At 42.8% G+C, this 22,866-nt stretch carries 25 protein-coding genes; 2 read left to right on the top strand and 23 right to left on the bottom strand.

The annotated features are described in order from the left end of the window. Nucleotides 1–88 precede the first annotated feature (88 nt). The 11 genes from ACFS5O_RS01495 to ACFS5O_RS01445 form a co-directional block, all read right to left on the bottom strand. On the bottom strand, nucleotides 89–949 hold the full coding sequence (locus ACFS5O_RS01495; protein WP_205724666.1) for a Cof-type HAD-IIB family hydrolase: 861 nt from the start codon (nucleotides 947–949) through the stop codon (nucleotides 89–91). A 128-nt stretch (nucleotides 950–1,077) separates the two neighbouring features. Then, nucleotides 1,078–1,209: a hypothetical protein gene (locus tag ACFS5O_RS01490; RefSeq protein ID WP_255520061.1), complete on the bottom strand. Its 132-nt coding sequence runs from the start codon at nucleotides 1,207–1,209 to the stop codon at nucleotides 1,078–1,080. Nucleotides 1,210–1,305: 96 nt separating this feature from the next. Further along, complete coding sequence (locus tag ACFS5O_RS01485; protein WP_205724665.1) at nucleotides 1,306–1,611, bottom strand: AzlD domain-containing protein; 306 nt, start codon at nucleotides 1,609–1,611, stop codon at nucleotides 1,306–1,308. Beyond that, the gene (locus tag ACFS5O_RS01480) at nucleotides 1,604–2,326 is read right to left on the bottom strand and encodes an AzlC family ABC transporter permease (protein ID WP_205724765.1); all 723 of its coding nucleotides are present in this window, start codon (nucleotides 2,324–2,326) and stop codon (nucleotides 1,604–1,606) included. The genes ACFS5O_RS01485 and ACFS5O_RS01480 overlap by 8 nt, the downstream gene beginning before the upstream one ends. A gap of 83 nt (nucleotides 2,327–2,409) precedes the next feature. Then, nucleotides 2,410–3,474, bottom strand: a complete 1,065-nt coding sequence (locus ACFS5O_RS01475; RefSeq protein WP_205724664.1) for an undecaprenyldiphospho-muramoylpentapeptide beta-N-acetylglucosaminyltransferase — start codon at nucleotides 3,472–3,474, stop codon at nucleotides 2,410–2,412. 451 nt (nucleotides 3,475–3,925) lie between these two features. Next, entirely contained in the window at nucleotides 3,926–5,359 is a 1,434-nt protein-coding gene (gene lpdA / locus ACFS5O_RS01470; RefSeq protein WP_205724663.1) for a dihydrolipoyl dehydrogenase, read from the bottom strand. Next, nucleotides 5,360–6,634: a dihydrolipoamide acetyltransferase family protein gene (locus ACFS5O_RS01465; RefSeq protein WP_205724662.1), complete on the bottom strand. Its 1,275-nt coding sequence runs from the start codon at nucleotides 6,632–6,634 to the stop codon at nucleotides 5,360–5,362. Between the two features lie 13 nt (nucleotides 6,635–6,647). Next, entirely contained in the window at nucleotides 6,648–7,643 is a 996-nt protein-coding gene (locus ACFS5O_RS01460) for an alpha-ketoacid dehydrogenase subunit beta (protein ID WP_205724661.1), read from the bottom strand. Further along, complete coding sequence (gene pdhA / locus ACFS5O_RS01455) at nucleotides 7,643–8,707, bottom strand: pyruvate dehydrogenase (acetyl-transferring) E1 component subunit alpha (RefSeq protein ID WP_205724660.1); 1,065 nt, start codon at nucleotides 8,705–8,707, stop codon at nucleotides 7,643–7,645. Before pdhA ends, ACFS5O_RS01460 begins: the two co-directional genes overlap by 1 nt. A 15-nt stretch (nucleotides 8,708–8,722) precedes the next feature. Continuing rightward, a complete protein-coding gene (locus tag ACFS5O_RS01450) occupies nucleotides 8,723–9,823 on the bottom strand; it encodes a Leu/Phe/Val dehydrogenase (protein ID WP_205724659.1) in 1,101 nt (366 codons plus the stop codon). 93 nt (nucleotides 9,824–9,916) lie between these two features. After that, the gene (locus ACFS5O_RS01445; protein WP_205724658.1) at nucleotides 9,917–10,312 is read right to left on the bottom strand and encodes a thioesterase family protein; all 396 of its coding nucleotides are present in this window, start codon (nucleotides 10,310–10,312) and stop codon (nucleotides 9,917–9,919) included. A 154-nt stretch (nucleotides 10,313–10,466) separates the two neighbouring features. On the opposite strand from ACFS5O_RS01445, the gene ACFS5O_RS01440 reads away from it, so the two are divergent. Next, nucleotides 10,467–10,874, top strand: coding sequence for an HIT family protein (locus ACFS5O_RS01440; RefSeq protein WP_205724657.1), 408 nt, complete (start codon nucleotides 10,467–10,469; stop codon nucleotides 10,872–10,874). A 59-nt stretch (nucleotides 10,875–10,933) separates the two neighbouring features. Here the strand turns inward: ACFS5O_RS01440 and ACFS5O_RS01435 are convergent, their stop codons facing one another. The 4 genes from ACFS5O_RS01435 to ACFS5O_RS01420 all read right to left on the bottom strand — a co-directional run bounded on the left by ACFS5O_RS01435 (nucleotide 10,934) and on the right by ACFS5O_RS01420 (nucleotide 14,641). Next, nucleotides 10,934–11,353, bottom strand: a complete 420-nt coding sequence (locus tag ACFS5O_RS01435; protein WP_205724656.1) for an AhpC/TSA family protein — start codon at nucleotides 11,351–11,353, stop codon at nucleotides 10,934–10,936. A gap of 156 nt (nucleotides 11,354–11,509) precedes the next feature. After that, on the bottom strand, nucleotides 11,510–12,229 hold the full coding sequence (locus ACFS5O_RS01430) for an SDR family oxidoreductase (RefSeq protein WP_205724655.1): 720 nt from the start codon (nucleotides 12,227–12,229) through the stop codon (nucleotides 11,510–11,512). 90 nt (nucleotides 12,230–12,319) lie between these two features. Beyond that, nucleotides 12,320–13,654, bottom strand: coding sequence for a sodium-dependent transporter (locus ACFS5O_RS01425; protein WP_205724654.1), 1,335 nt, complete (start codon nucleotides 13,652–13,654; stop codon nucleotides 12,320–12,322). A 36-nt stretch (nucleotides 13,655–13,690) separates the two neighbouring features. Next, on the bottom strand, nucleotides 13,691–14,641 hold the full coding sequence (locus ACFS5O_RS01420) for an NAD(P)H-dependent flavin oxidoreductase (protein ID WP_205724653.1): 951 nt from the start codon (nucleotides 14,639–14,641) through the stop codon (nucleotides 13,691–13,693). Nucleotides 14,642–14,707: 66 nt separating this feature from the next. On the opposite strand from ACFS5O_RS01420, the gene ACFS5O_RS01415 reads away from it, so the two are divergent. Continuing rightward, entirely contained in the window at nucleotides 14,708–15,223 is a 516-nt protein-coding gene (locus ACFS5O_RS01415) for a gamma carbonic anhydrase family protein (protein ID WP_205724652.1), read from the top strand. 69 nt (nucleotides 15,224–15,292) lie between these two features. Here the strand turns inward: ACFS5O_RS01415 and paaX are convergent, their stop codons facing one another. From paaX to ACFS5O_RS01375, 8 genes are all read right to left on the bottom strand, one after another. Beyond that, on the bottom strand, nucleotides 15,293–16,183 hold the full coding sequence (gene paaX / locus ACFS5O_RS01410; protein ID WP_205724651.1) for a phenylacetic acid degradation operon negative regulatory protein PaaX: 891 nt from the start codon (nucleotides 16,181–16,183) through the stop codon (nucleotides 15,293–15,295). A 99-nt stretch (nucleotides 16,184–16,282) separates the two neighbouring features. Then, a complete protein-coding gene (locus tag ACFS5O_RS01405; protein ID WP_205724650.1) occupies nucleotides 16,283–17,059 on the bottom strand; it encodes an enoyl-CoA hydratase-related protein in 777 nt (258 codons plus the stop codon). Between the two features lie 14 nt (nucleotides 17,060–17,073). Then, nucleotides 17,074–18,279: an acetyl-CoA C-acyltransferase gene (locus ACFS5O_RS01400; protein WP_205724649.1), complete on the bottom strand. Its 1,206-nt coding sequence runs from the start codon at nucleotides 18,277–18,279 to the stop codon at nucleotides 17,074–17,076. After that, nucleotides 18,279–19,151 (bottom strand): 3-hydroxyacyl-CoA dehydrogenase, encoded by an 873-nt coding sequence (locus ACFS5O_RS01395; RefSeq protein ID WP_066391452.1) that lies wholly within the window; start codon nucleotides 19,149–19,151, stop codon nucleotides 18,279–18,281. Before ACFS5O_RS01395 ends, ACFS5O_RS01400 begins: the two co-directional genes overlap by 1 nt. Before the next feature lie 320 nt (nucleotides 19,152–19,471). Continuing rightward, entirely contained in the window at nucleotides 19,472–20,977 is a 1,506-nt protein-coding gene (locus ACFS5O_RS01390; protein WP_066391450.1) for an aldehyde dehydrogenase family protein, read from the bottom strand. Nucleotides 20,978–21,004: 27 nt separating this feature from the next. Continuing rightward, nucleotides 21,005–21,778, bottom strand: coding sequence for an enoyl-CoA hydratase-related protein (locus ACFS5O_RS01385; RefSeq protein ID WP_205724764.1), 774 nt, complete (start codon nucleotides 21,776–21,778; stop codon nucleotides 21,005–21,007). Between the two features lie 12 nt (nucleotides 21,779–21,790). Next, nucleotides 21,791–22,567 (bottom strand): enoyl-CoA hydratase/isomerase family protein, encoded by a 777-nt coding sequence (locus ACFS5O_RS01380; protein WP_205724648.1) that lies wholly within the window; start codon nucleotides 22,565–22,567, stop codon nucleotides 21,791–21,793. Continuing rightward, entirely contained in the window at nucleotides 22,560–22,865 is a 306-nt protein-coding gene (locus tag ACFS5O_RS01375) for an EthD family reductase (protein WP_137790505.1), read from the bottom strand. Before ACFS5O_RS01375 ends, ACFS5O_RS01380 begins: the two co-directional genes overlap by 8 nt. Between the last annotated feature and the right edge of the window lies 1 nt (nucleotide 22,866).

Below are 22,866 nucleotides of genomic sequence, written 5' to 3'. Positions count from 1 at the left end.
CTGCTTTTGCATTTATGTAAATCACATGTGAAGTTTATGTATACAAAAAAAGCTAGTCCGAAATGTTCGAACCAGCTTTTGTAAGTGCTTATTTTTGTTCTAAGAATTTTTTGATCGCAAACGAGACACCGCTCTCGTCGTTCTCTTTTGTAACAAATGCGGCCATCTCTTTTACCTCATCCACTGCATTTCCCATCGCTACAGGAAAACCAGCCACTTCTAACATGGAAATATCGTTGTAGTTATCACCAATTGCCATCGTATCTTGTAAAGAGATTCCTTTCAGTTCAGCATATCGCTGAACCGCTACCCCTTTTTGTGCTTCACTGTTCGTGATCTCTAAGTTGTTATCAGCAGAAGCACTGACCGCTAGAGATTCAACACCTTTTAAATGTTGAAAGGCACGTTTGAGCTTTTCAGTATCACTAGAAAAAGCAAGAAATTTATAAACTTCGATTCCTTTCTCACTTAGAAGTTTGTCAAAATCGCCTACAACGCTTACTAATCCTAGGCGAAAACGACGAAGAGCCGCTTTTTGTACATCGTCATCTGTTGCTTCTGGATTGGAAGTTAATACGATATCTTTCATTACTTCGTATGCTTTTTCACGATTGTCTGTAAACGTTCCTTTGCTCGTGTAGAGCTCATAATAAATATCTTCTTCGTCCAGTATTTTTTTAATATCTTCGTATTGCTGAAACGTTAAAGGTGTTGAAGAAAGAATCTCCCATCCTTCTGATCTTATCTCTGCACCATTCACGCAAATAAGCGGAAGATGAAGGTCAGCATCTTCTAGCGTATGTTTGGCTTCATCATAAGATCGACCTGTAGCGATGACAACATGATGGCCATCGTTTACAGCATCTTTGATGGTCTCACTATTTTCTTTTGTGACTTTTAACTGTCGATTAACTAAAGTCCCATCCATATCAATTGCGATTAATTTCATCTAAATCATCCTTTATTGCTTAGTCCATTAGTAAGTGTACCCATAATTGAAAGCTTGTTAATCATTATTTGAAGCTTATCAGGTAACAAAAAAAAGAGCTATAGATAGCTCTCCGATTTTACAAATTATTAATCTTTATAGATAAAAGATTGAACAACGTCAGTTACAGCATGAAAAATCTCAACGGCTTGAAAAGAGAGTACAGATAAAGCTGAAACGGAAAACAAACCAATTAGTACAAAACGAACTAAATGAGGCATCTTGTATCTCCTCCTTTTAATTGTGATTATACGCCCACCTTTTCAACAAATCAATTCATAAGGTGTATTATTTACAAAGTAAATTATGACAATATCCTACAGAAGCGTATAACCATACAAAACAAAGATAGAAGATAGCACCACTACAATCACATTTAAGTTCAACCAAGCTGCGATGAATGCTGCTGCTGCACCAATTCCCCCATATAGATAATTTTCCGGATTAATGGTTAACACACCCGGAAAGATGAGTGCTCCTAATATAGCAAAAGGAACGTTCTTCAAGATCCCTTGTATCCTTGGATGGAGATGATTCGTATGAAAGAGAACGAGCGGCAACATCCTAGGAATATAGGTTACGATTCCCATCCCAACAATGACCCATATTAAATGATCACTCATCTCTCTCATCCCCCCTCATAAAAAACTCGATCGTAACTGCCGCGATTAAAGTGGATAGAATGATTCCCCAGCCGCCTTTTAAGGTTGGGACCAAAGAGAATATTGAATTTAATACTCCTGCACTTGTGGCAAGAGCGATTACCTTCTTGCTTTTTTTTGCAGCAGGGACGAGCAGTGCAATAAACATCGCATATAGCGCGATTCCCATACTATCTTGAAGTGATTGCGGAAGTCCTGCTCCCATCAGATAACCCACGCCTGAAAAGATCACCCAGCAGCTGTATGCAACAACTCCTAAACCAAGCAAGTAGCTTCCCGTGATCTTTTTTTCGGGTGAGGTCGCAGCCACAGAAAAAGTCTCATCCGTAATGAAAAAAGCGTAGATCGCTCGTAACCACTTAGGATCATCTTCTGCACGTTCTTTGAGAGAAGCACTCATGAGAAGATGCCTAATGTTCATGATAAAAGTAGTCAGAATCAATTCTGCGGCACCACTCATTGCCACAATCATCGATAAGGCGATATATTGTGAGGCACCTGCAAACACGATAACACTCATCCCAATCGCTTCAAAAAGACTTAACTCTGCCGCTTTAGCTAGCAGACCAAATGTAAATGCAACAGGCATATAGCCAATCGCGATCGGCAGTCCAGCTTGAACACCTTTCTTCCAGTCTGCAGGAGTTTCTTCTCTATGTAAGGCAGGGCTTGGCATCATCTCTTTTTCATCTCCGTTTTTGTAAGATGTGATGTTGATTAAATGGTAAGGGGTCTGTCCCCGGGACAGACCCCTTATCATTACTTCTGTCCTGTGATCGTGCGCAGAATAAGGTCTACACTATCAGAAGCTTTAAATGTGTCCATGTTTTTCTTCATCTGGTCTTGATCTGCTTTCAGATCTTTTAGAGAAGTAATCAACGTTACTTTTGTTAGTTCTTCTTCATATAGAACGTGGCAATAACCTTGTTTTTCAAAGGATTGCGCATTAAGGATCTGATCCCCCCTGCTCGCGGCTCTTGAAAGCGGGATAAGCAGCATCGGAATCTTAAGCGTCAGCCACTCAAAGATACTATTCGATCCAGCACGAGAAATGACAAAGTCCGTTGCTGCAACCACATCTGGAAGTTCACTTTGAATATACTCGAACTGTCTGTAGCCTTCTGTATTTATTAAACTTTCGTCTAAATTGCCTTTTCCACAGATGTGAACGATCTGATAAGAACGTAACAATTCAGGCAGTGCTTCACGAAGCGCTTCATTGATTTTACGCGCACCTAAGCTACCGCCCATGATCGTGAGTACCGGTAGATGGCTTCGAAAACCTAAGAAGGACAAACCCTTTTCTCTTGTCCCCTGAAGCAGTTCATCTCGAATCGGTGAACCCGTTACGATCGCTTGCCCTGCAGCAAAATGTTTCTTCGCTTCATCAAACGTAACAAAGATTTTAGAAGCAAATTTAGATGAAATCTTATTAGCCAAACCTGGCGTAATATCTGATTCATGGATGTAAACAGGAATCTTACGCATCCATGCAGCGATAACCACAGGTACAGCCACGAAACCTCCTTTTGAGAAAACAGCATCTGGCTTTATTTTCCCGAGCTTAAAATAAGCTTGTGCAACACCAGCTGCCACTTTAAAAGGATCTTTTATATTTTTCAAGTCAAAATAACGACGAAGTTTCCCACTCGAAATTCCATGATAAGGGACGTTCGTTCCATCTTGTATCAAACTTTTTTCTATACCATCAACAGAACCGATGTAATTCAAGTCCCATCCCATCTTCTCCAATTTAGGTATTAACGCCAGATGCGGTGTTACGTGTCCAGCTGAACCACCGCCAGTTAAAACTAACTTCTTCAAACAGCATTCCTCACTTCTTTTATATCCGTTATAAGTGCTAAAAACGAATGTTATCTTATCGCCATTTTAATATATGTAGCCCGAAAAAGAAAATGGCATGTGAGTGATAATTGTTTGTTAATTCTGATTGATTTTCACGTTTCATAAGGTTTTGAGTGAAAGTTTTAGAAATTTTGGTCGCTGTGATTCCTTTTGTAGCCTAAATAAACGTCTTTAGGTCATCGAAAGAAGTTCCCACTGATACCAATGGGGGTATAAGCACACCTAATGCTAGAAATTCAGCCATTAATCCTAGAAATTTTGGACTTTTTCCAGCGAGTTTTAGCAATAATCCGGCGAGTTTTGATCATATATCGGCGAGATGACATAACTCGACAGATTCTAAGTGCCATATACCCTCAACCCCAACAAAAAAACGGCCGATAAGACCGTTTTTTAACATCATCATTACTCATACAGAACTTTTCTCTTTTTTACGAGCTGGTGGTACATGAATCGCTTTTCCGCTCGTGCTCTCGATCGCTTCAAGCCATGCTTCGTTCAAAGCTGGATGCGCGTAAACGGGGTAGGACAAGTCTTCTTCGCGTGCAACCATCTCAAGTGCAAATGTCCCTGCTTGAATCATCTCAACAGCGCCTGCTCCCATCATGTGAATGCCAAGCACCACATCACTCTTTGAGTTCATCACCATCTTAGACAGACCTTCTTTTTGGCCAAGAATAGAAGCAAACCCATTGCCACTCATGGAAAACTGTCCCGTCTTTACTTCGTAGCCTTCAGCTAAAGCTTGTTCTTCAGTCAAGCCTACAGAAGCAATAGGTGGATTGGTATGAATGACATACGGAACAAGACTTAGATTGAACGCGGACTGCATTCCTGCCATATGTTCAGCAGCCGTCTTTCCTTGCTTGATCGCTTTTGAAGCTAACTTCATCCCGATCGTACAGTCACCCGCTGCATAAATGTTAGAAACAGAACTTTGGCTATGTTCATTTACAATAATAAAACCACTCTCATCTCGTTCTAACGAAATGACATCAAGACCAAGTCCATCTACATTCGGTAAATACCCAGCTGCATACAGTACGTGGGAAACTTCAACAGATACTTTTTCAGAACCATCTTTGTTCAGCGTAACGGTGATGGTATCATCCGTTTCCTCAGCGCTATCCCATGTATGATTCTTGAAAACTCTTATCTTATTTTTCTTTAAAACACGCTGTAATTCTTTTTCAATACTAGCGTCTAAACCAAAGCCTTCAGCCGGAACGACTATATTCACTTCACTACCGAGCTGTCTGAATGCCATTGCTGCCTCTAGAGCGAAATAGTCTTCACCATAGATTAACAAAGATTTCGGAACCTCGTTCAACTCCCACAACGTATGTGGTGTCATCACTCGCTTTGATAGAGTTGCCTGTTTCGGCAATAATGGTGAACTTCCTGTAGCGATAAGAGCGTGCTCAAATTCGTACATCTCAAAATGATGGCCAGAGTCGATCCCTATTCTCTCACTGGACATGAAAGAGGCTGTACCCTTTAGATGCTCAATCTTATTCGCTTTTATCAGGGCTTCTACTCCCTTTTGCAGTCCATCTACAACCGAAGAATAGTAGTTTGTGAACGTGTCATACTCAAAACTCGCCCCTGAAACCGAGATCCCCATGTTCTTAAAATGAGAAAGGCTGGCAAAGTTAGCCGCAGACTGCGTTAGACTCTTTGAAGGAATACACCCTTTATGAAGGCAAACGCCGCCCAGCTTTTCTTTTTCGATCAGCGTAACTTCTATTCCAAGCTGAGCGGCACGGATTGCAGCATGATATCCTCCTGGTCCGCCTCCGATAATAACGAGTTGTCGTTTTGTTGCAAAATCACCTACAACCATCTATATCAGCTCCAGTGTCATGAAGTAAGGTTTCTCGATGAGTTCTTTTACCCGGTTCGTAAACATGACAGCCGTTGCACCATCTGCAACGCGGTGGTCAAACGACATCGATACGTTCATCATAGAACGAATCACGATCTCATCTCCAAGCACAACAGGCGTTTTCTTTGTTTTATGAAAAGCCATAAGCGCAACTTCAGGATGATTGATGATCGGAGTGGCCGCGATCGAGCCGAGCGGACCAACATTTGAAATGGTAAACGTACTTCCAGTTAAGTCAGGACCTTTCAGTTTGTTCGTCTTAGCACGTGTGATCTTGTCTTTCATGTCAACCGCGATGTCTCGTATTGTTCTCTGTTCGACATTTTGGATTACCGGTACGATCAAGCCTTCATCCGAGTCTGTGGCGATTCCGATATTCACGTTCTTCTCGAGGCGAATGACTTCTTTTTCTTCATCCAACTTCGCGTTGAAGATCGGAAAATCTTTCAGTGCGATCTGAATCGCTTTTACAAAAAACGCTGCAACGGACACGTTCATGCCGCGTTTATTTTCAGGATCCATGGCTTTCAGCTGTTTCTTCAGATCCATAACAGCTGTCACATCGATCTCTTCAAAATGGGTAACGTGCGGAATCGTCGCAAGAGATTGAACCATTTTCTTCGCGATCTGCTTTCTGCGTCCTTTAAAAGGAATCTCTTCGGATTCACTTGTTGAATACACTTGAGTCGAAGTAGTCGCTTTTTCTTGCACAGAACGATCTGAAGTTACCTCTGTAACTGATTCTGATGGCTGTTCAATAAAGTTATAAACGTCTTGATCTGTCACTCGTCCCCCTGGGCCTGTGCCTAAGATCTGTTCAATATCTACACCGTTGTCACGGGCAATTTTTCTCGTGTAAGGAGCAGCTAAGACACGTTTGTTCAATGTTGCGATGCCGCCCGATGAGGCAGTGTGACTTGGTGCTTTAACGATTTTTTCAACGACAGGCTGATCTTTATTTTCTGGAGCTTCTTCTCCTTTTTGAGCAGACGGCGCAGATGCAGCATCAATCGTTAAGATAACAGATCCGACAGTTACGACATCCCCCTCTTTTACCTTGATGTCTTTAATCGTTCCGGCTGCTGGGGAAGGAAGTTCGGCCGTTACTTTGTCCGTTTGAACCTCTACTAATGGTTGATCGACTTTAACAGAGTCACCAGCTTTTACAAAAAAGTGTATGACTTCTCCTTCGTGCATTCCTTCACCGATATCATGTAATTTAACTTCTACCACTCACACTCACCTCCTAGAATTGCGTTACTTTCTCGATTGCTTGAACAACACGGTCTGCGCTTGGCAAGTAATGATCTTCTAGAGCAAACATTGGAACCGGAGTATCAAAACCTGTTACGCGTTCGATCGGAGCTTTCATATAAAGGAAAGATGTATCATTGATCAACGACATAATCGTTTCTCCAAGACCACCTGTTCCCGGTGCTTCGTGAACAATGACGGCACGACCCGTTTTTTGTACACTTTCAGCGATCATTTCCTTATCTAGTGGATATAGAGTACGAAGGTCGATCACATCACACTTGATCCCTTTTTCTTCTGCAGTCTTTGCAGCTTTCATAACCACTTCGATCATCGCGCCATAAGCAAAAATCGTTACGTCGCTTCCTTCTTGAAGTCGAGCGGCTTTACCTAGTGGAACATTGTACTTTCCTTCAGGTACATCCATCTTTGTACTTCTATAACAGCGCATCGGCTCTAGGAATAAAACCGGATCAGGATCTTCAATCGCTGAAACAAGCATTCCCTTTGCGTCATACGGATTAGATGGAACGACAACTTTCATTCCTGGCATCCCTGTAAATAATGCCTCAACAGAATCAGAATGGATCTCAGGTGCTCGCACGCCTGCTCCAAACGGGGCACGAATGACCATCGGTACTGTAAAATGTCCTAGTGTTCTCGCACGTATTCGAGAAGCATGAGTCATGATTTGATTGAAGGCGGGATAGATGAATCCAAGGAATTGCATCTCTGCGATCGGTTTGAAGCCGTTCATCGCAAGTCCGATCGACGTTCCGATGATGCCAGACTCTGCAAGTGGTGTATCAATTACTCGGTTCTCTCCGAACTCAGTAACAAGCCCATCTGTTGCACGGAACACTCCACCATTCTGCCCGACATCTTCACCAAGAACGATTACGTTTTCGTGCTCTTTCATCATCACTCTCATACCGTCTGTTACAGCTTGAACCATCGTTAGTTTTTTCGTATCTACTAGCGTTGTCATTAGCGATCACCTCTTGAATGAGCGTATGCTTCTTTTTGGCTTTCAATCGGCCACGGATTTTCTGCAAACACATGATCGAACATGTCGTTATAATGCGGCGCTTGTATTTCTTCCATCTCTTTAACTGCTGCTTCGATCTCAAGCGTTAGTGATTCTTGAAGGTCAGCTGCCCATTTTTCATCCCACATGTTTTCGTTCTTCATGAATCGCTCAAGTCTAAGAATTGGATCTGTCGTTTCACGACGATTCACAGATTCTTCTTGGTTTCTATATTTCGAAGGATCATCTGCTGTTGTATGAGCTCCATAACGCCACGTTACTGCTTCAATCAACGTTGGTCCTTCCCCTTTTCTTGCACGCTCGACTGCTGTACGTGTGTGGAAATAGACGGCAAATACATCATTACCATCTAATCGAACGCCTTCCATTTCATACGCTACTGCTTTTTGAGCGATCGTTTTACTTTTCATCTGTTTTTCAATCGGTACAGAAATCGCGAATCCGTTATTTTGATTAAAGAAAACAACAGGAGCATTAAACACGCTCGCGAAGTTTAATCCTTCGTGAAAATCACCTTCTGATGTTGCCCCGTCTCCAAAGTAAACGATCGAAGCACGATCTGTGCCTTTTAACTTTTCAGCCCAAGCTGCCCCAGTCGCATGAAGAAGTTGTGATGCGATCGGAACGGCTGGAGGAAAGATGTTCTTCCCTTCTGGAGGGATACATCCTTCTTGGCGACCTTTCCAATAAAGAAAAAGTGTTTTTAGCGAATGCCCAAATGTCATCGTTGCCGCATGATCACGATAGGTCGGGAACATCCAATCGCCTTCACCCATCGCCATTGCGCTTCCGATTTGTGACGCTTCTTGCCCTTCAAAAGGGACGTACGTACCGATCCGTCCTTGACGCTGAAGGTTTACCCCTTTACGATCAAAAAGTCTAGAACGAAGCATCTTCGTGTAAAGCTCTTTCGTTAATTCCTCTGTGATCTCACCGCGGTATGTTTCGTCTTTCCACTCACCGTTCTCGTTAATGATCTGCATCTTTGGAAATAACTTTTCCATGGATAGAATCCCTCCTTAGTTTCGAACTTGCCATTTTGGTCTTCGGTTGTGAGCGAAAAAGCTGTTTCGTTTCGAACGAGCTGCAAGTTTTTCCTCGCAGAAAAGATTTGCTGCTTCCATCGTAGATATCTGGTTCTTCGTGCTCTCACTATAGATCTGCATCAGGCTGTCATAGATCGCTCTTGTTTTTGTTAATACACGAGCTTTGTTCGGTCCGTAAAGCTCATCAGCTACTTGGATGAGCCCGCCAGCGTTTACAATATAATCAGGGCCGTATAGAATTCCTTTTTGTTGCAGATAAAGCCCATGTTTATCTTCTAAAAGCTGATTGTTGGCACTTCCTACTATCGCTTTTACTTTCAATTGTTCGATCGTCTCGTCGTGAATGATTCCTCCTAGTGCACAAGGTATGAAGATGTCAGCATCCACCCCGTAGATGTCACTTCCTTCCACAACTTCCACATTTCCAGGTAGCAATTCTGCTCGTTCTTGAATCATCTTTAACGCTTTTTCGTTAATATCCGTAACATAGATCTGTGCACCGGCAGCGAGCAGTTGCTCTGCGACCTTAAAACCTACTTTTCCTAACCCTTGTATCGAGTAGGACTTCCCTGCTAGATCATCTGTCCCTTCAAGCGTTTGAATGGTAGCTTGAAGGCCGTATATAACTCCTTGTGCAGTTGGAACAGAAGAATCGCCGCTACCGCCATATTCCTCAGGTACACCGACGATACAATTCGTTTCCTTTAACGCGTGCACAAAATCATCAGGCGTCGTACCCATATCCGTTCCTGTATAAAAGCGACCGTTTAAAGAATCTACAAACTGTCCGAACGCTCGAAACAACTCTGGTGTACGATCCGTCGTGGGGTCTCCGATAATGACCGATTTACCCCCACCGAAGTCAACATCGGCACCTGCACATTTGTATGTCATACCTTTTGACAGTCTCAGAACGTCTTCAAGTGCTTCATCAACCGATCCATACGGTCTCATTCTGCATCCGCCGAGTGCTGGGCCTAATGTTGTGTTATGTATAGCGATAATCGCCTTGAGACCTGTTGATGGATCGTTACAAAAAACAACTTGCTCATGCTGTGATATTTTTTCAAACATGTGTAAATCCCCCTAGTATGTCTCTTGTTACTCTATTTCTTCTTCACTTTGCTGCTTTAAAGTGTAAGCGCTTTCATAATTAGGTAAAAAAATTTAAATCTTCATTTCTTTAATTTTTTGCGAGATTGCTTCTCTTGGCAGGATATACTGTGTAACTTCTCCTTCACCTGCAATTGCTTTCCCGTTATAGACGGTCACATCACATATGACTGCTTTCCCTTTTACTTCTCTTAAGGTTGCCGTTACAGTAAGCTCAGCGCCTTCTGGTGTCGGAGCCATATGTTTGGCTGCAACTCCACCGCCGATTCCTTCTTCATGCTCTTCAAGATATGGCAATATGATCTGTCTCGCTGCCCATTCCATATGATAGACCATGCTAACCGTTGAATAGGCTGGATGGACAAGCTTTCCTTCAAATTGAGCAAACATATCGGGTGTAACGGTAGCTTTGATGGTCGCACTATGGCCGACCTTCATGCCTGATTTCATGCACACACCTCATATCTTTCATCTAATTTATATAACGTTTTCTTAACGTAATCATAACATTTTGTGTGATATCTGGTCAATGAATCCCCAGAATTGTTTGATTTGTGGGAAATATGAAAAATGTGTAAAAATAGGATTGGAGGTGTTCACACTGATGGATACATGTTTATTTTGTAACCCAATGAGTTTTCCTAACCAAAAAATAGTGTTAGAGAATGAAAGTTGTTACTTTCTGCAAAGTCCGAGTGCTCAGGACATTTTAGAAGGTGCAGGATTGATCATTCCTAAAGCTCATAAAGAAACTGTTTTTGATTTAAGTCAAAAAGAGTGGAGCGATACATATGAGTTGATGCAAAAAGCAAAAAGTTTGCTAGACTCGGAGTTTACACCTGATGGCTACACGACGGGATGGAACGTAAATCAAGTAGGTGGACAGAGCATTCCACACGCTCATTTTCATATCATTCCTCGCTTTAATGACGAGCCTTATGCAGGCAGAGGCATTCGTTCGTGGATCAAGTCTGAGGATAACCGCAGACCTAACAGGGTAAGTAAGGTTTAATTTAAAGGCCATCTACAAAAAAAGCAGATACAGCACATGCTGGATCTGCTTTATCCTTATCATTTCCGCAACTGCTTCAATACTTCGTCAACTGTCGCATGATCTTCAGGAGTGTCATCCACATGTTTCCATAAAACATCTTCATCCTGATCGAACAGCCATGAACTTCCTTGAATGTTCACATCTTGATTTTTCACTGCGCTTAAAAAATGCTTTCTTTCCTTCTTATCTTTAGGCACAATGTCGCTGATCTTAACTTCACCTTTTAAGAGATCCGCACCTACAGATAACATGCTTTTCACAGTCGTCATATGATGGTTCCCCATCTCCTCGTATAGGTCTAGCTTCGGATCACCATAGATTTCAAACGGAAATGGACCATGTACGTTCATAAATTCTCTAATCTGCTCACGATTTGCTGGAGCTACGACAACAACTTTAACATCTAAACGTTCAAACTCCTCAAATGACTTACGCAACTGCGCAAGGAACTCTTGATAATATGGTCAGCCAAGATGTCTGACTAACACGACGAATGTTTTGTCTTCACCGAACAACTCATCTAACTTTATAGATTTTGAACTTTCAATGGATAGCACTTCCTGATCTAGCTTCATCGTGATCGCCTCCTCGTATTATACGTTCGGATATTCCTGAGAAAGAGGGTGAAGCATGATTTCATCAACCACCATGTGTTTTGGTGCGCTTGCCATATATGCTACAGCTTCTGCGATATCTTCTACTTTTAGCCAGTCTTCTTTAAAATCAAGACCTTGTTCAGAATCAGCAAAGTACGTATCGATCGCTCCAGGATTAACTGTACCTACACGAACGCCAAATTCTCTAAGTTCTTGTGCAAGAGAACCAGAAAATCCTTGAACCGCATACTTTGAAGCTGTATAAACAGAGCCGTTAGCAATCGTTCTGCGCCCTACATCTGATGAGATCGTGATAATCGTTCCCTCTTTTCGCTCTTTCATATGTGGAACAACCGCTGTACTACATAAGAATACACCTTGTACGTTGACTTCAAACATTTTTTGAAAGTCTACTAATGAATGCTCTTCAGCCAATTTAAACTGACCGATACCCGCATTGTTTACTAGAATATCAATGTTTCCAAACGCTTCAAACGTTTGTTTAAACAGATCTGCTACGTCCGCTTCATTCGTCACATCTGCTTTTATGGCAAGAACAGCGAATCCTTTAGCTTTTAACTCTTCTCCCGTTTTGAAGATACCATCAGACGAGCCAACGATCGCTAATTTTGCTCCTAATGTTCCTAGCTTTTCTGCTATAGCTTTACCGCACCCGCGAGTTGCTCCTGTCACTACTGCTGTTTTATCTTTTAGCATTTATAAAACTTCCCTTCACTTCTGTATTTCACAAATTCTATTATTAACACAAAAAAGGCGCTAAACCAATTCTGGTAAGCGCCTTTCTTTCTAAAAAAGTCCAAGCATGTTAATAAATACGATAATGATTACGACAGGAACGACGTAACGGATCAGCATAAGCCATAGCGCAAAGCCTTTTACCGAAACAGAAGAACCTGCTCTAAACTCTTGAAGAAGCATCTCTCTAGGATAACGATAGCCTACAAACAACGCGATGAATAACGCACCCAAAGGAAGCAGGATGTTACTTACTAAGTAGTCGAGCTGATCAAAGATAATCTTGTCAAACAACGTGAAATCTGACCATACGCCATAAGACAAAGTAGAAGGTACTCCGAATGCAAAGATAAGAATACCGATGATCCATGACCATTTAGCACGGTTCTCTAGTTCACCCTTCGTGATGGAAGCGACGATGATCTCTAACATCGAGAAAGCTGATGTAAGGGTCGCAAACAAGAACAGCGCTAAAAACACGATAAAGAATAACTGTCCAAAAACGATTTGATCAAACACAGCAGGAAGTACAACGAACAACAATCCAGGTCCTTCTGTTGGTTCTAGACCTAAAGAAAATACACCTGGGAAGATGGCTAATCCTGCTAATAAGGAAATCAGTACGTTCAGTAATACGATCGTAGTTGCTGATTTTGTAAGACTTTCTTTTTTACTCAAATAAGAGCTGTACGTTACCATTACAGAGATACCAACACTCAACGAGAAGAAAGACTGACCTAATGCAAATAGGATATCGTCTCCACCGATCTTAGAAAAGTCAGGAAACAAGAAGAACTTTACGCCTTCCATCGCGTTATCAAGTGTAAGTGAACGAATGATCAATACAGCAAACAAAACAAAAAGAGCTGGCATCATAATTTGGTTTGCTTTTTCAATTCCATTCTTAATACCGCGACTTACAACAAAAATCGTGATCATCATAAAGATGAACTGAGAGATCAAAACCGGCCATGTACTAGAGATCGACTGGCCAAACATCTGACTGAAGTCATGGTTAAAGAAATCCCCGGAAAAACTTTTTCCTAGGTAGAGAACAATCCATCCTCCGATTACACTGTAAAATGATAATAAGATAAATGCTGTCGCTACACCCATTCTACCTAGCCATGGCCACGCAGAACCTGGCGCTATCTTTCGATAAGCGGAAACCGCCTCTTTTTGTGCACCTCGACCGATAACAAACTCAGCCATCAATAGTGGAAAACCGATTAGAAACGTAAACAATAAAAAGAGGATAAAAAAGGCTCCTCCGCCACTAGTACCAGCGACATAAGGGAATTTCCAAATGGCACCGAGTCCGATTGCTGATCCTGCTGCAGCTAGAATAAAGGCTAACTTTGACGTCCACTGGTCTTGCTGATTCATAATTACATACGACCTCCTGTTACTGTTACAACTAAATTATATTAAACGGTTGTTTAACATACTTACTGCTTCTCTTGCTTCTTTCATCATGGTCTCTAGCAGATTTTTTACGCTCGGTACATCTGAAATCAAACCAGCGATCTGTCCGCTATTGATAAAACCGTTTTCCAAGTCCCCTTTTACAGCTCCTAAAATATGATGATCTTCTGAGGTGTGTCTTAAAAACGCTTCAGATGAGACGCCATTTTTTTCAAGTTGAATCAACTTTTGAGCATAAGGTGTATCGTAAATTCTTCTGATCTTTCCTGATGAGCGGCCAACGATTAACGTTTTTGTATCATCTGCCTCTACTAAGGAAGTTTTGTATCTCTCATGAAAAGGGGCTTCCTTTGTTGCGATGAATCGAGTTCCCATTTGAACCCCTTGTGCACCTAGTGCAAAGGCTGCTGCCATACCGCTACCATCAGCAATACCTCCAGCGGCAATGACCGGGATCTGTACGCTTTTGGATACCTGGGGCAACAGAACCATGGTCGTTGTTTCGTAGGGTGAGTTAAGTCCCGCAGCTTCATAGCCCTCAGCTACTAACAGATCTGCACCTGCTGCTTCTGCCTTTTTTGCATGATAGACAGAAGCCACTACACAAATAACCTTTAAGCCGTGTTCCTTTAGTTTTGGTATGTATGGAGCTGGATTGCCTGCAGATAAGGAAACAACTTCCACTTTATACTTGATCAGAAGTCGAAGAATCTCTTTTACATTTGATGCAACGGTTAAAGGTACATTAACAGCAAATGGCTTGTCTGTCATCCCCTTTGTTGCAATTATTAAATTTTCTACCTCTTCAGGTGACATCGTACCAACACCGATCGTACCTAATCCACCTGCATTCGATATCGCCGAAGCTAATTCTGCATTACTAACATTTCCCATCCCGCCTTGAAGGATCGGATACTGAATGTTTAACATTTCACAGATGAGATTCAATTTCTCCACTTCCTATTCTAACCTTTGTTATACTGAACCTATAACCTGTTTCAAGGGAGGCTCATTATGAAATACACGTTCAATGGCAAAACACCAGATGTTCATGAAAGCGCTTTTATAGCACCTGGGGTTCACTTAATTGGTGATGTAACAATAGATGAAGGAGCAAGTGTCTGGTTTAACTCCGTTCTTCGGGGTGATGAAGGGCCAATCTCTATCGGTAAAAAGACAAACGTTCAAGACAACTGCACCCTTCATTTGTATGAAGGATACCCGCTGATCTTAGAAGATGAGGTATCAATCGGGCACAACGTCATCCTGCACGGATGTACGGTAAAAAAAGGTGCACTCGTTGGCATGGGTTCTACCATATTAGATGGTGTAGAAATTGGTGAACAAGCCTTCATCGGCGCAAATACACTAATTCCTCCCGGCAAAAAAATACCGCCGCGTGTTATGGTCATGGGTTCACCCGGTAAGATCATACGCGAACTGAACGACGATGATCTAAAGCTGATTCAGCTTACGATTGACACATATTATGAAAAAGGGAAACAGTTCCGTGATGAATTAAAAGAATAGTAGAAAAGCACTTTCGTACAATAGCTTGCGAAAGTGCTTTTTAATTTTTAGATTTTCAGATTTGTTTTATCACCGGTTCTCTTGAATAAGAGGATGATCAAGAGCATCAAACTCTGAATCTTTCTTTAGATCGTTTCCATAAGAATAGATGCTTTCAAAGAAACGACTTGCAGGTCCTGCTAGTGCACGATAATAATCACTAAAGAGCGAAGCTGCATGATCACCTAGCCATTCTGCATGAAGAAGCTCCTTCGGAAGACCTGGATCGATGAACAGAAACTTACGGTATTCATGAACAAGCTTTGTACGCTCTACAAAGCACTCTCCGTCAGTCATCTCGCCTTTTTCAATCTTATTCTTATCGATCACATACTTTTGAGAATACGTTACGATAAACTGATTGTATTTTTCGTTGATATCATTCAGATCCCAACACTCAGAAACGAGCTTTTCATTCTCATTTGGCCCATTGTATACGGCTGTAAAAGAATGAACATAGTCTTTGATCTCGTATTTATCGATCATCGATTGAATCTGATCAGAGTATGCGTGCGGGGAGATCCAAAAGCTGTTTGCCAGCAGACCGAACCCACTCCATACCAGTTCTTTTCGAAGCTCATCTCGAATGCTTCTTTTGTCTTCAGGAATCGTATAAGTGAACATCATCCATTCGCCGTTCCACGGTTCTTGTTGTGCATTAAATATTCTCTTTGCGGCTTCATCCATACGCTTCTTTCCGCGTTCGGTCAAGAAATAATAACTTTTATTCCCTTGTTTTCTTGCTGCGATCCAGCCTTGCTTATTCATTCTGGAAATCGCTGCTCTTACGGCCTGTTCGTTGTGACCAAACTCTTCTAACAATCGAATCAAGCTGCCGATCCATATTTCACTGCCATAATGCCGGATATAGTCTCCGTATAAAGTAAATATCATCGAGCGTGTGTTTAAACTATTCTGCATGTTCATACCCTCATTTGTACCTGTTATTGTCTGTACAATCGTATCATAAAGAAAAATTCGCTGGCGTCAAGTTTTCTTTATGATAGAGACAGAAACAAGTTACTCTCCCTTAAATACAGGGGGTCTTTTTTCTCCGAATGCAACAAGTGCTTCCATTCGATCTTTTGTAGGAATCGTCACTTCATACGCTTTCGCTTCAATCGCAAGTCCTGTTTGAAGATCCACTTCCGTTCCATGCTTAATCGCATACTTGGCTTGCTGAACAGCTACTGGTCCGTTCTTCATGATAAGTCCAGCATAGTTTTCACAAACAGCCATCAATTCTTCTCTCGATGTCACTTGGTTTAAGATGCCATACGAAAAAGCTTCTTCAGCCATCATCTTTTTTGCTGTTAAAATAAGTTCCATCGCTTTCGCTTGACCGATCAGTCTAGGAAGACGCTGAGTTCCTCCTGCACCTGGGATGATCGCCCAACTAAGTTCTGTCAGACCCATCGACGCTTCTCTTACAGAAACCCGAAGATCACAAGCTAGAGCCAACTCGAAGCCTCCTCCGAAAGCATGACCATTGATCGCACAGATCGTAGGCTGCGGCAACGCTTCAACAGCAGAGAACACATCGCGGATCTTGCGCACATTTCTTCTTACTTCTGGTTCACTAAGCGTACGACGCTCTTTTAGATCAGCTCCAGCACTGAACGCTTTTTCCCCTGCTCCTGTAAAGATCACAACACGAACGTCATTGTTGTGATGAATGTCTTCTACTACTTCTTCAAGCTCTTTTAACGTTGAAAAATTAAAACAGTTCAAAACTTCGGGACGGTTTAAGGTTACATAAGCAACATAATCTTTTACTTCGTATAAAATAGCACTCACTTTAGATGACCCTCCTATTCATTGATCGCTTCAACGATGGAAGCAATACCTTGACCAACACCGATACACATTGTTGCTAGACCGTAGCGCGATCCTTGCTTTTTCATTTCATGAATAAGCGTTGTTAAAATACGCGCGCCACTTGCTCCGAGCGGATGGCCGAACGCTATCGCACCGCCGTTTACGTTGACTTTGCCAGAATCTAGTCCCAGCTCTCTCATACAGGCAATTGATTGTGAGGCAAAAGCTTCATTCAACTCCACCAAATCTAGATCTGCTATAGAGAGACCTGCCCGCTTCAGTGCTTTTTTGGAAGCTTCGATCGGGCCTACACCCATTATAGCGGGTTCAAGACCTGCCACACCGGATGATACATATCGAGCCAAAGGTTTTAATCCTAACTGATCCGCTTTTTCACGGCTCATCAAAAGTAAAGCAGAAGCGCCATCGTTGACCCCTGACGCATTTCCCGCTGTGACGCTTCCGTTTTTAAACAGCGGTTTAAGTGTACCAAGCTTTTCAAGAGACGTTTCAGGACGAGGGTGTTCATCTTCTGTAACCCACGTTTCGTTTCCTTTTCGGTCTACTATTCTTACAGGAACAATCTCCTCTTTAAATCGGTTCTTGAGGATAGCTTCTTTTGCTTTCTGCTGAGAATCAAAAGCGAACTGATCTTGTTCTTCTCTTGTAATTCCATATTTTTTTGCTACGTTCTCTGCGGTTTCCGGCATAGAATCTGTACCGAATTTTTCATGCAGAAGCGGATTAATAAAGCGCCATCCGATCGTCGTATCAAACATTTTCATATCCCCACGAGGGTAGTCGACTTCAGGCTTCCCCATCACGAGCGGTGCGCGTGTCATGCTCTCCGTTCCACCCGCGATGAAGATATCTCCTTCACCTGCCAAGATTGCTCTTGCGCCGTAGATGACCGCATCCATACCAGATCCGCATAAACGGTTGATCGTCGTTCCACCTACTTCAACAGGAAGTCCAGCGAGTAAAGCAGACATTCTTGCCACGTTACGATTATCTTCTCCTGCTCCGTTTGCGTTTCCGAATATCACTTCTTCGATCTCGTGAACGGGAAGTTTAGGGTTTCTTTCAACAAGCGCTTTGATCACCACTGCACCAAGATCATCCGGACGAACCGTTTTTAGTCCACCTTTATATCGTCCTATAGGCGTACGAACAGCATCAACGATGACGACCTCTCTCATCACTTTTTCACCCCGTTATCTTCCGTGGTATAGTCGTATACCCCTTTACCTGACTTTCGGCCAAGTCTTCCCGCTTTTACATACTTCACCAAAAGTGGTGCCGGACGATACTTTTCACCTAACGTTTTATGAAGGTAGTTCAAATTGTTCAATCTTGTATCAAGACCTACTAAATCGCCAAGTTCAAAAGGTCCCATCGGAAAGTTCAAACCAAGTTTAATCGCTTTGTCGATGTCTTCTGGCGTTCCTACGCCTTCTTGCAGCATATAGAATGCTTCATTTCCAATCATGGCTGAAATCCGGCTTGTAACGAATCCTGGGAACTCGTTAACGGTTACGGTTTCTTTCCCCATCTTCACAGCTGCTTCCTTGGCGAGTTCAACCGTTTCATCATTTGTCTCATGACCGCGAACGATCTCAACAAGCGGCATCCTATGGACCGGGTTAAAGAAATGCATCGCGATTACTTTTTCCGGACGTTTCGTAAAAGATCCTATCTCAGTTGGACTCATCGTAGAAGTGTTTGTCGCAAGCACACAATGTTCAGGTGCAGAACGGTCTAGTTCTTCAAAAACAGCACGCTTGATCTCTATGTTTTCTGGAACAGCTTCAATCACTAGGTCTGCACCGCTAACGGCTGCTGAGAGATTCGTAGCATACGAAAGCCTCGCTTGCGCTTCTTCAGCCACACTTTGTGATAACTTTCCGCGAGATACTGCTTTTGAAAAAATAGAATCGATCTCTTTTTTTGCATTTTCGAGTTGTTCTTCTTTTACATCAACGAGCTGAACATCAAAACCGCCGACTGCGCTCACATAGGCGATTCCTCTTCCCATAACACCAGATCCGATGACTACAGCATTTTGTAACAATAGTCTCTCCTGCCTTTCTTTTAAACAAGTGTTTAACGTTTTGTATGCGTAGATGCTTTTGTAAGTAGTTGGTTTCCGTTCCAGGATGCTCGCTTTCCGCGGGGCAGGCGGTGAGCCCCTTGCCACTTCGCGCCCTTAAGGGTCTCACCTGACCGCCAGTCCCGCAGGAGTCTCGCACCTTGCACTCCAACCAACATTGAAGCTAAAGATAAAACCTTTTCAAATAAAACATTGTATAAAAAGCGAGCACGATGGCCCGCTTTTTCAAGTTTGTTACTAGATCTCTCAACGCAAGTTAACAGAGCTAGACACAAACTAAATTACAGATTAAAAGGATTCAACGGACGTGATCCTGTGTAGGACACGACGCTCTTTGTTTCTGAATAAAGATCAAGTGTCTCGATGCATAGCTCGCGGCCAAAACCTGATTGCTTGTAGCCACCGAACGGTGTTCCTGGGAATGCTGAGAACGGTGAGTTAATCATGATTGTTCCCGCTTGAATCATGCCCGCAACGCGTGTTGCTTTTGCATGGTCTTTCGTCCAGATCGCTGCTGCTAAACCAAAGTCTGTGTTGTTTGCTAGTTTCACAGCTTCTTTTTCGTCCTTAAACGTCGATACAACGACAACCGGTCCGAAGATTTCTTCTTTAACCACTTTCATGTCTTCGTTTACATCCGTAATGATCGTCGGAAGATACCAATGACCGCTTTCATAACCGTCCACTTTTGCACGTCCTCCGCCTAGAAGGATTGTTGCTCCTTCTTCTTCAGCAGATTTCACGTAGCCGTCGATTACTTCAAGCTGGCGCTCTGAAATGATCGCACCAACATGTGTACCTTGATCAAGCGGATTACCTAGTACAAGCTTCTTCGCTTTTTCAACGAACTTTTCCATGAACGCGTCATATATACTTTCCTCGATGTAAAGACGAGAACGCGCTTCACAAGATTGCCCCGTGTTATAGAAAATACCGAATAGTGAACCGTCGACTGCTGCATCAAGATCTGTATCGGCAAAAACTAAGTTAGGAGATTTCCCACCAAGTTCAAGTGTTACACGTTTTAACGTTTGAGAGGCTTTTGCCATGATGTCTTTTCCTGTTCCTGTTTCACCCGTAAACGCGACTTTATCTACACCTTCATGTTCAGCGAGGTAAGAGCCTACTGTAGCTCCGTCACCTGTAATGATGTTTACAACACCTTCAGGAACACCCGCTTCGTGGCAGATCTCCGTCATTACGATTGCGGTTAAAGGCGTTAAACTAGCAGGCTTTAAGATTACAGAACAACCTGTTGCGATAGCTGGTGCGATCTTCCACGCCGCCATCATCATCGGGTAATTCCAAGGAATGATCTGTGCGCACACGCCTAGAGGCTCTTTTAGCGTGTAGTTCATGAATGGTCCTGGCATAGGGTTCACAGCACCGCGGTGGCTAACAATCGCACCTGCGTAGAACTCAAAGTCTTCAATCGCTTGCATGACTTGCCCTTGTGCAGCGCTTAATGATTTTCCGCTGTTCAAAATTTCTAGCTCAACAAGTTCGTTGAAGCGAGAACGCATGATGCTAGCAATCTTGTTCATCGTGCGAGAACGCTTATTTACAGGAGAGCGCTTCCATTTTCCCGTTTCAAAAGCTGTTCTTGCAGCCTTTACTGCAGAATCCACATCAGCTTTTGTTGCTTTTGCAACTTTCGCTAACGGTTCGCCTGTTGCTGGGTTATATGTAACAAAGTATTCTCCCTCAGATCCACCAACACTTTGTCCGCCAATCACCATTTCATATACGTCACGTTTTACCGCTTTAACTTCTGTCTTTGTACTCATGTTCTCCACTCCTTTTGATCTAGATGCCTATTTTCCTGTGAAAGCTGGTTTTCTCTTTTCTATAAATGCATGCAGGCCTTCTTGATGATCCGCTGACTCTCCAGCAATTTTTTGCGCTTGTGCTTCATATTCCAGCACTTCGTTCAGATCGCTTTCCCAGCTTTTATTCATATAGCGTTTGATGAGTCCGATTGCTTTTGTTGGCATGTTTGCTAGTTTCTCAGCGAACGTTTCCACTTCAAGCATGAACGCTTCTTCACTTACCGTTTTCGTTACAAGACCAAACTCTTTCGCTTGTTGAGCTGTGATTTTCTCACCTAGTACCGCAAGCTCCATCGCTTTTGCGTGGCCCACTAGACGCGGCAAGAAGTACAGATTTCCAGAGTCCGGTACGAGTCCAACATGAATGAACGCTTCTATAAAACTCGCTTTCTCACTTGCGATACGGAAGTCACATGCTAGAGCAAGACTCATTCCTGCACCAGCTGCAACACCGTTCACGGCTGCGATTACTGGCTTCTCCATGGCAACTAATGCTTGCACCATCGGATTGTATCCTTTTCGCAGAACATCGCCATAATCAGCGCCCTCTGGAGAACCTGTTAGATCTTGACCGGAACAGAACGCACGTCCAGCACCTGTAATAACAACCGCTCTCACATTGCTGTCTTTGTTGGCTTCTTTTATCGCTGAAACCATTTCTTTATGCATGAGTGAAGTAAAAGCATTCAGTTTATCCGGACGATTTAATGTAATCCAAGCTGTTTTTCCTCTTGTTTCGTAGCTGATCGTTTCAAACATGTTCATATCCCTCTACTTCCCTTTAAATTCGGCTGGACGCTTTTCAACGAAAGCTTTCATGCCTTCTTTTTGATCTTGAGACGAGAATAATAGATAAAAGTTTTTACGTTCAAACTGCATGCCTTCGTATGTTGAATAGTCGATTGATTTGTAGACGGTCTCTTTTATTAATCGGGTCGATAAAGGTGCTCTAGAAGCTACGATTTTGGCATATTTCTTTGCCTCGTCTACTACAAGTTCTGGTGCGATGACACGGTTGATCACTCCGTATTGAAGTGCTTCATCCGCTGTCATCGGGTCACCGAGCCATAGCCACTCAAGCGCTTTTTTTTGACCCATCAGCTTTGTAAGTTTCACCGTGCCACCAGCACCTGGCATCACGCCAAGCTTGATTTCAGGAAATCCAAACTGTGCGTTTTCTGCAGCAAAAAGAATATCTGCGCATAACGCCAGTTCAAAGCCTCCCCCAAAGCAATAGCCGTTGACGGCACCGATGATTGGCTTTTTAATCGTTGCGAGGCGGTCCCACTCTTTAAACTGGTTTAATAGTTCAAGAGAGACCGCTGTATCTTCTTTCATCTCATCAATGTCGGCACCGGCTGCAAAAGCACGCTCACTGCCTGTTAAAACAATTGCTTTTACCTCGTCATTACGGTCGAAGCTTTCAAAAGCATCTAATAGTTCCGTAACCATCGGCCGATTGATCGCGTTTAACACGCGCGGCCTGTTTAATTGAATGGAGGCGATCCCTTCTTCAATAGAGGTTAGAATTGTTTCGTAATTACTCATTGATTTCCTCACCGATCATAAGCGTTACGAGTTCAGCCGCAAAGCTCATCAAGTCTTTTCCAGAAGCTTTACCTTCATCAGACTTCATCGCCGCTTTCAACGCATCATGATCGTCATAGTACATTTCACAAAGAATGTGGTAGTCGCTTTTCCCCATCGGAGAACCTACGATCTTCGTTACTTCCATTTTGCGAAGTCCAGGAATCTTCTTCGTGATCTCCGTATGATGTCCAAAATAGTGATCGTCGAACTGCTCCAAGTTTTCAGGTGTTTTGTAAAGTGCGATTAGTTTTACCATG

Origin of the sequence: Fictibacillus nanhaiensis, from assembly GCF_042686385.1 — a bacterium.
Classification (GTDB): domain Bacteria; phylum Bacillota; class Bacilli; order Bacillales; family Fictibacillaceae; genus Fictibacillus; species Fictibacillus nanhaiensis.
This window is presented reverse-complemented; position numbering and strand designations above follow the sequence as displayed.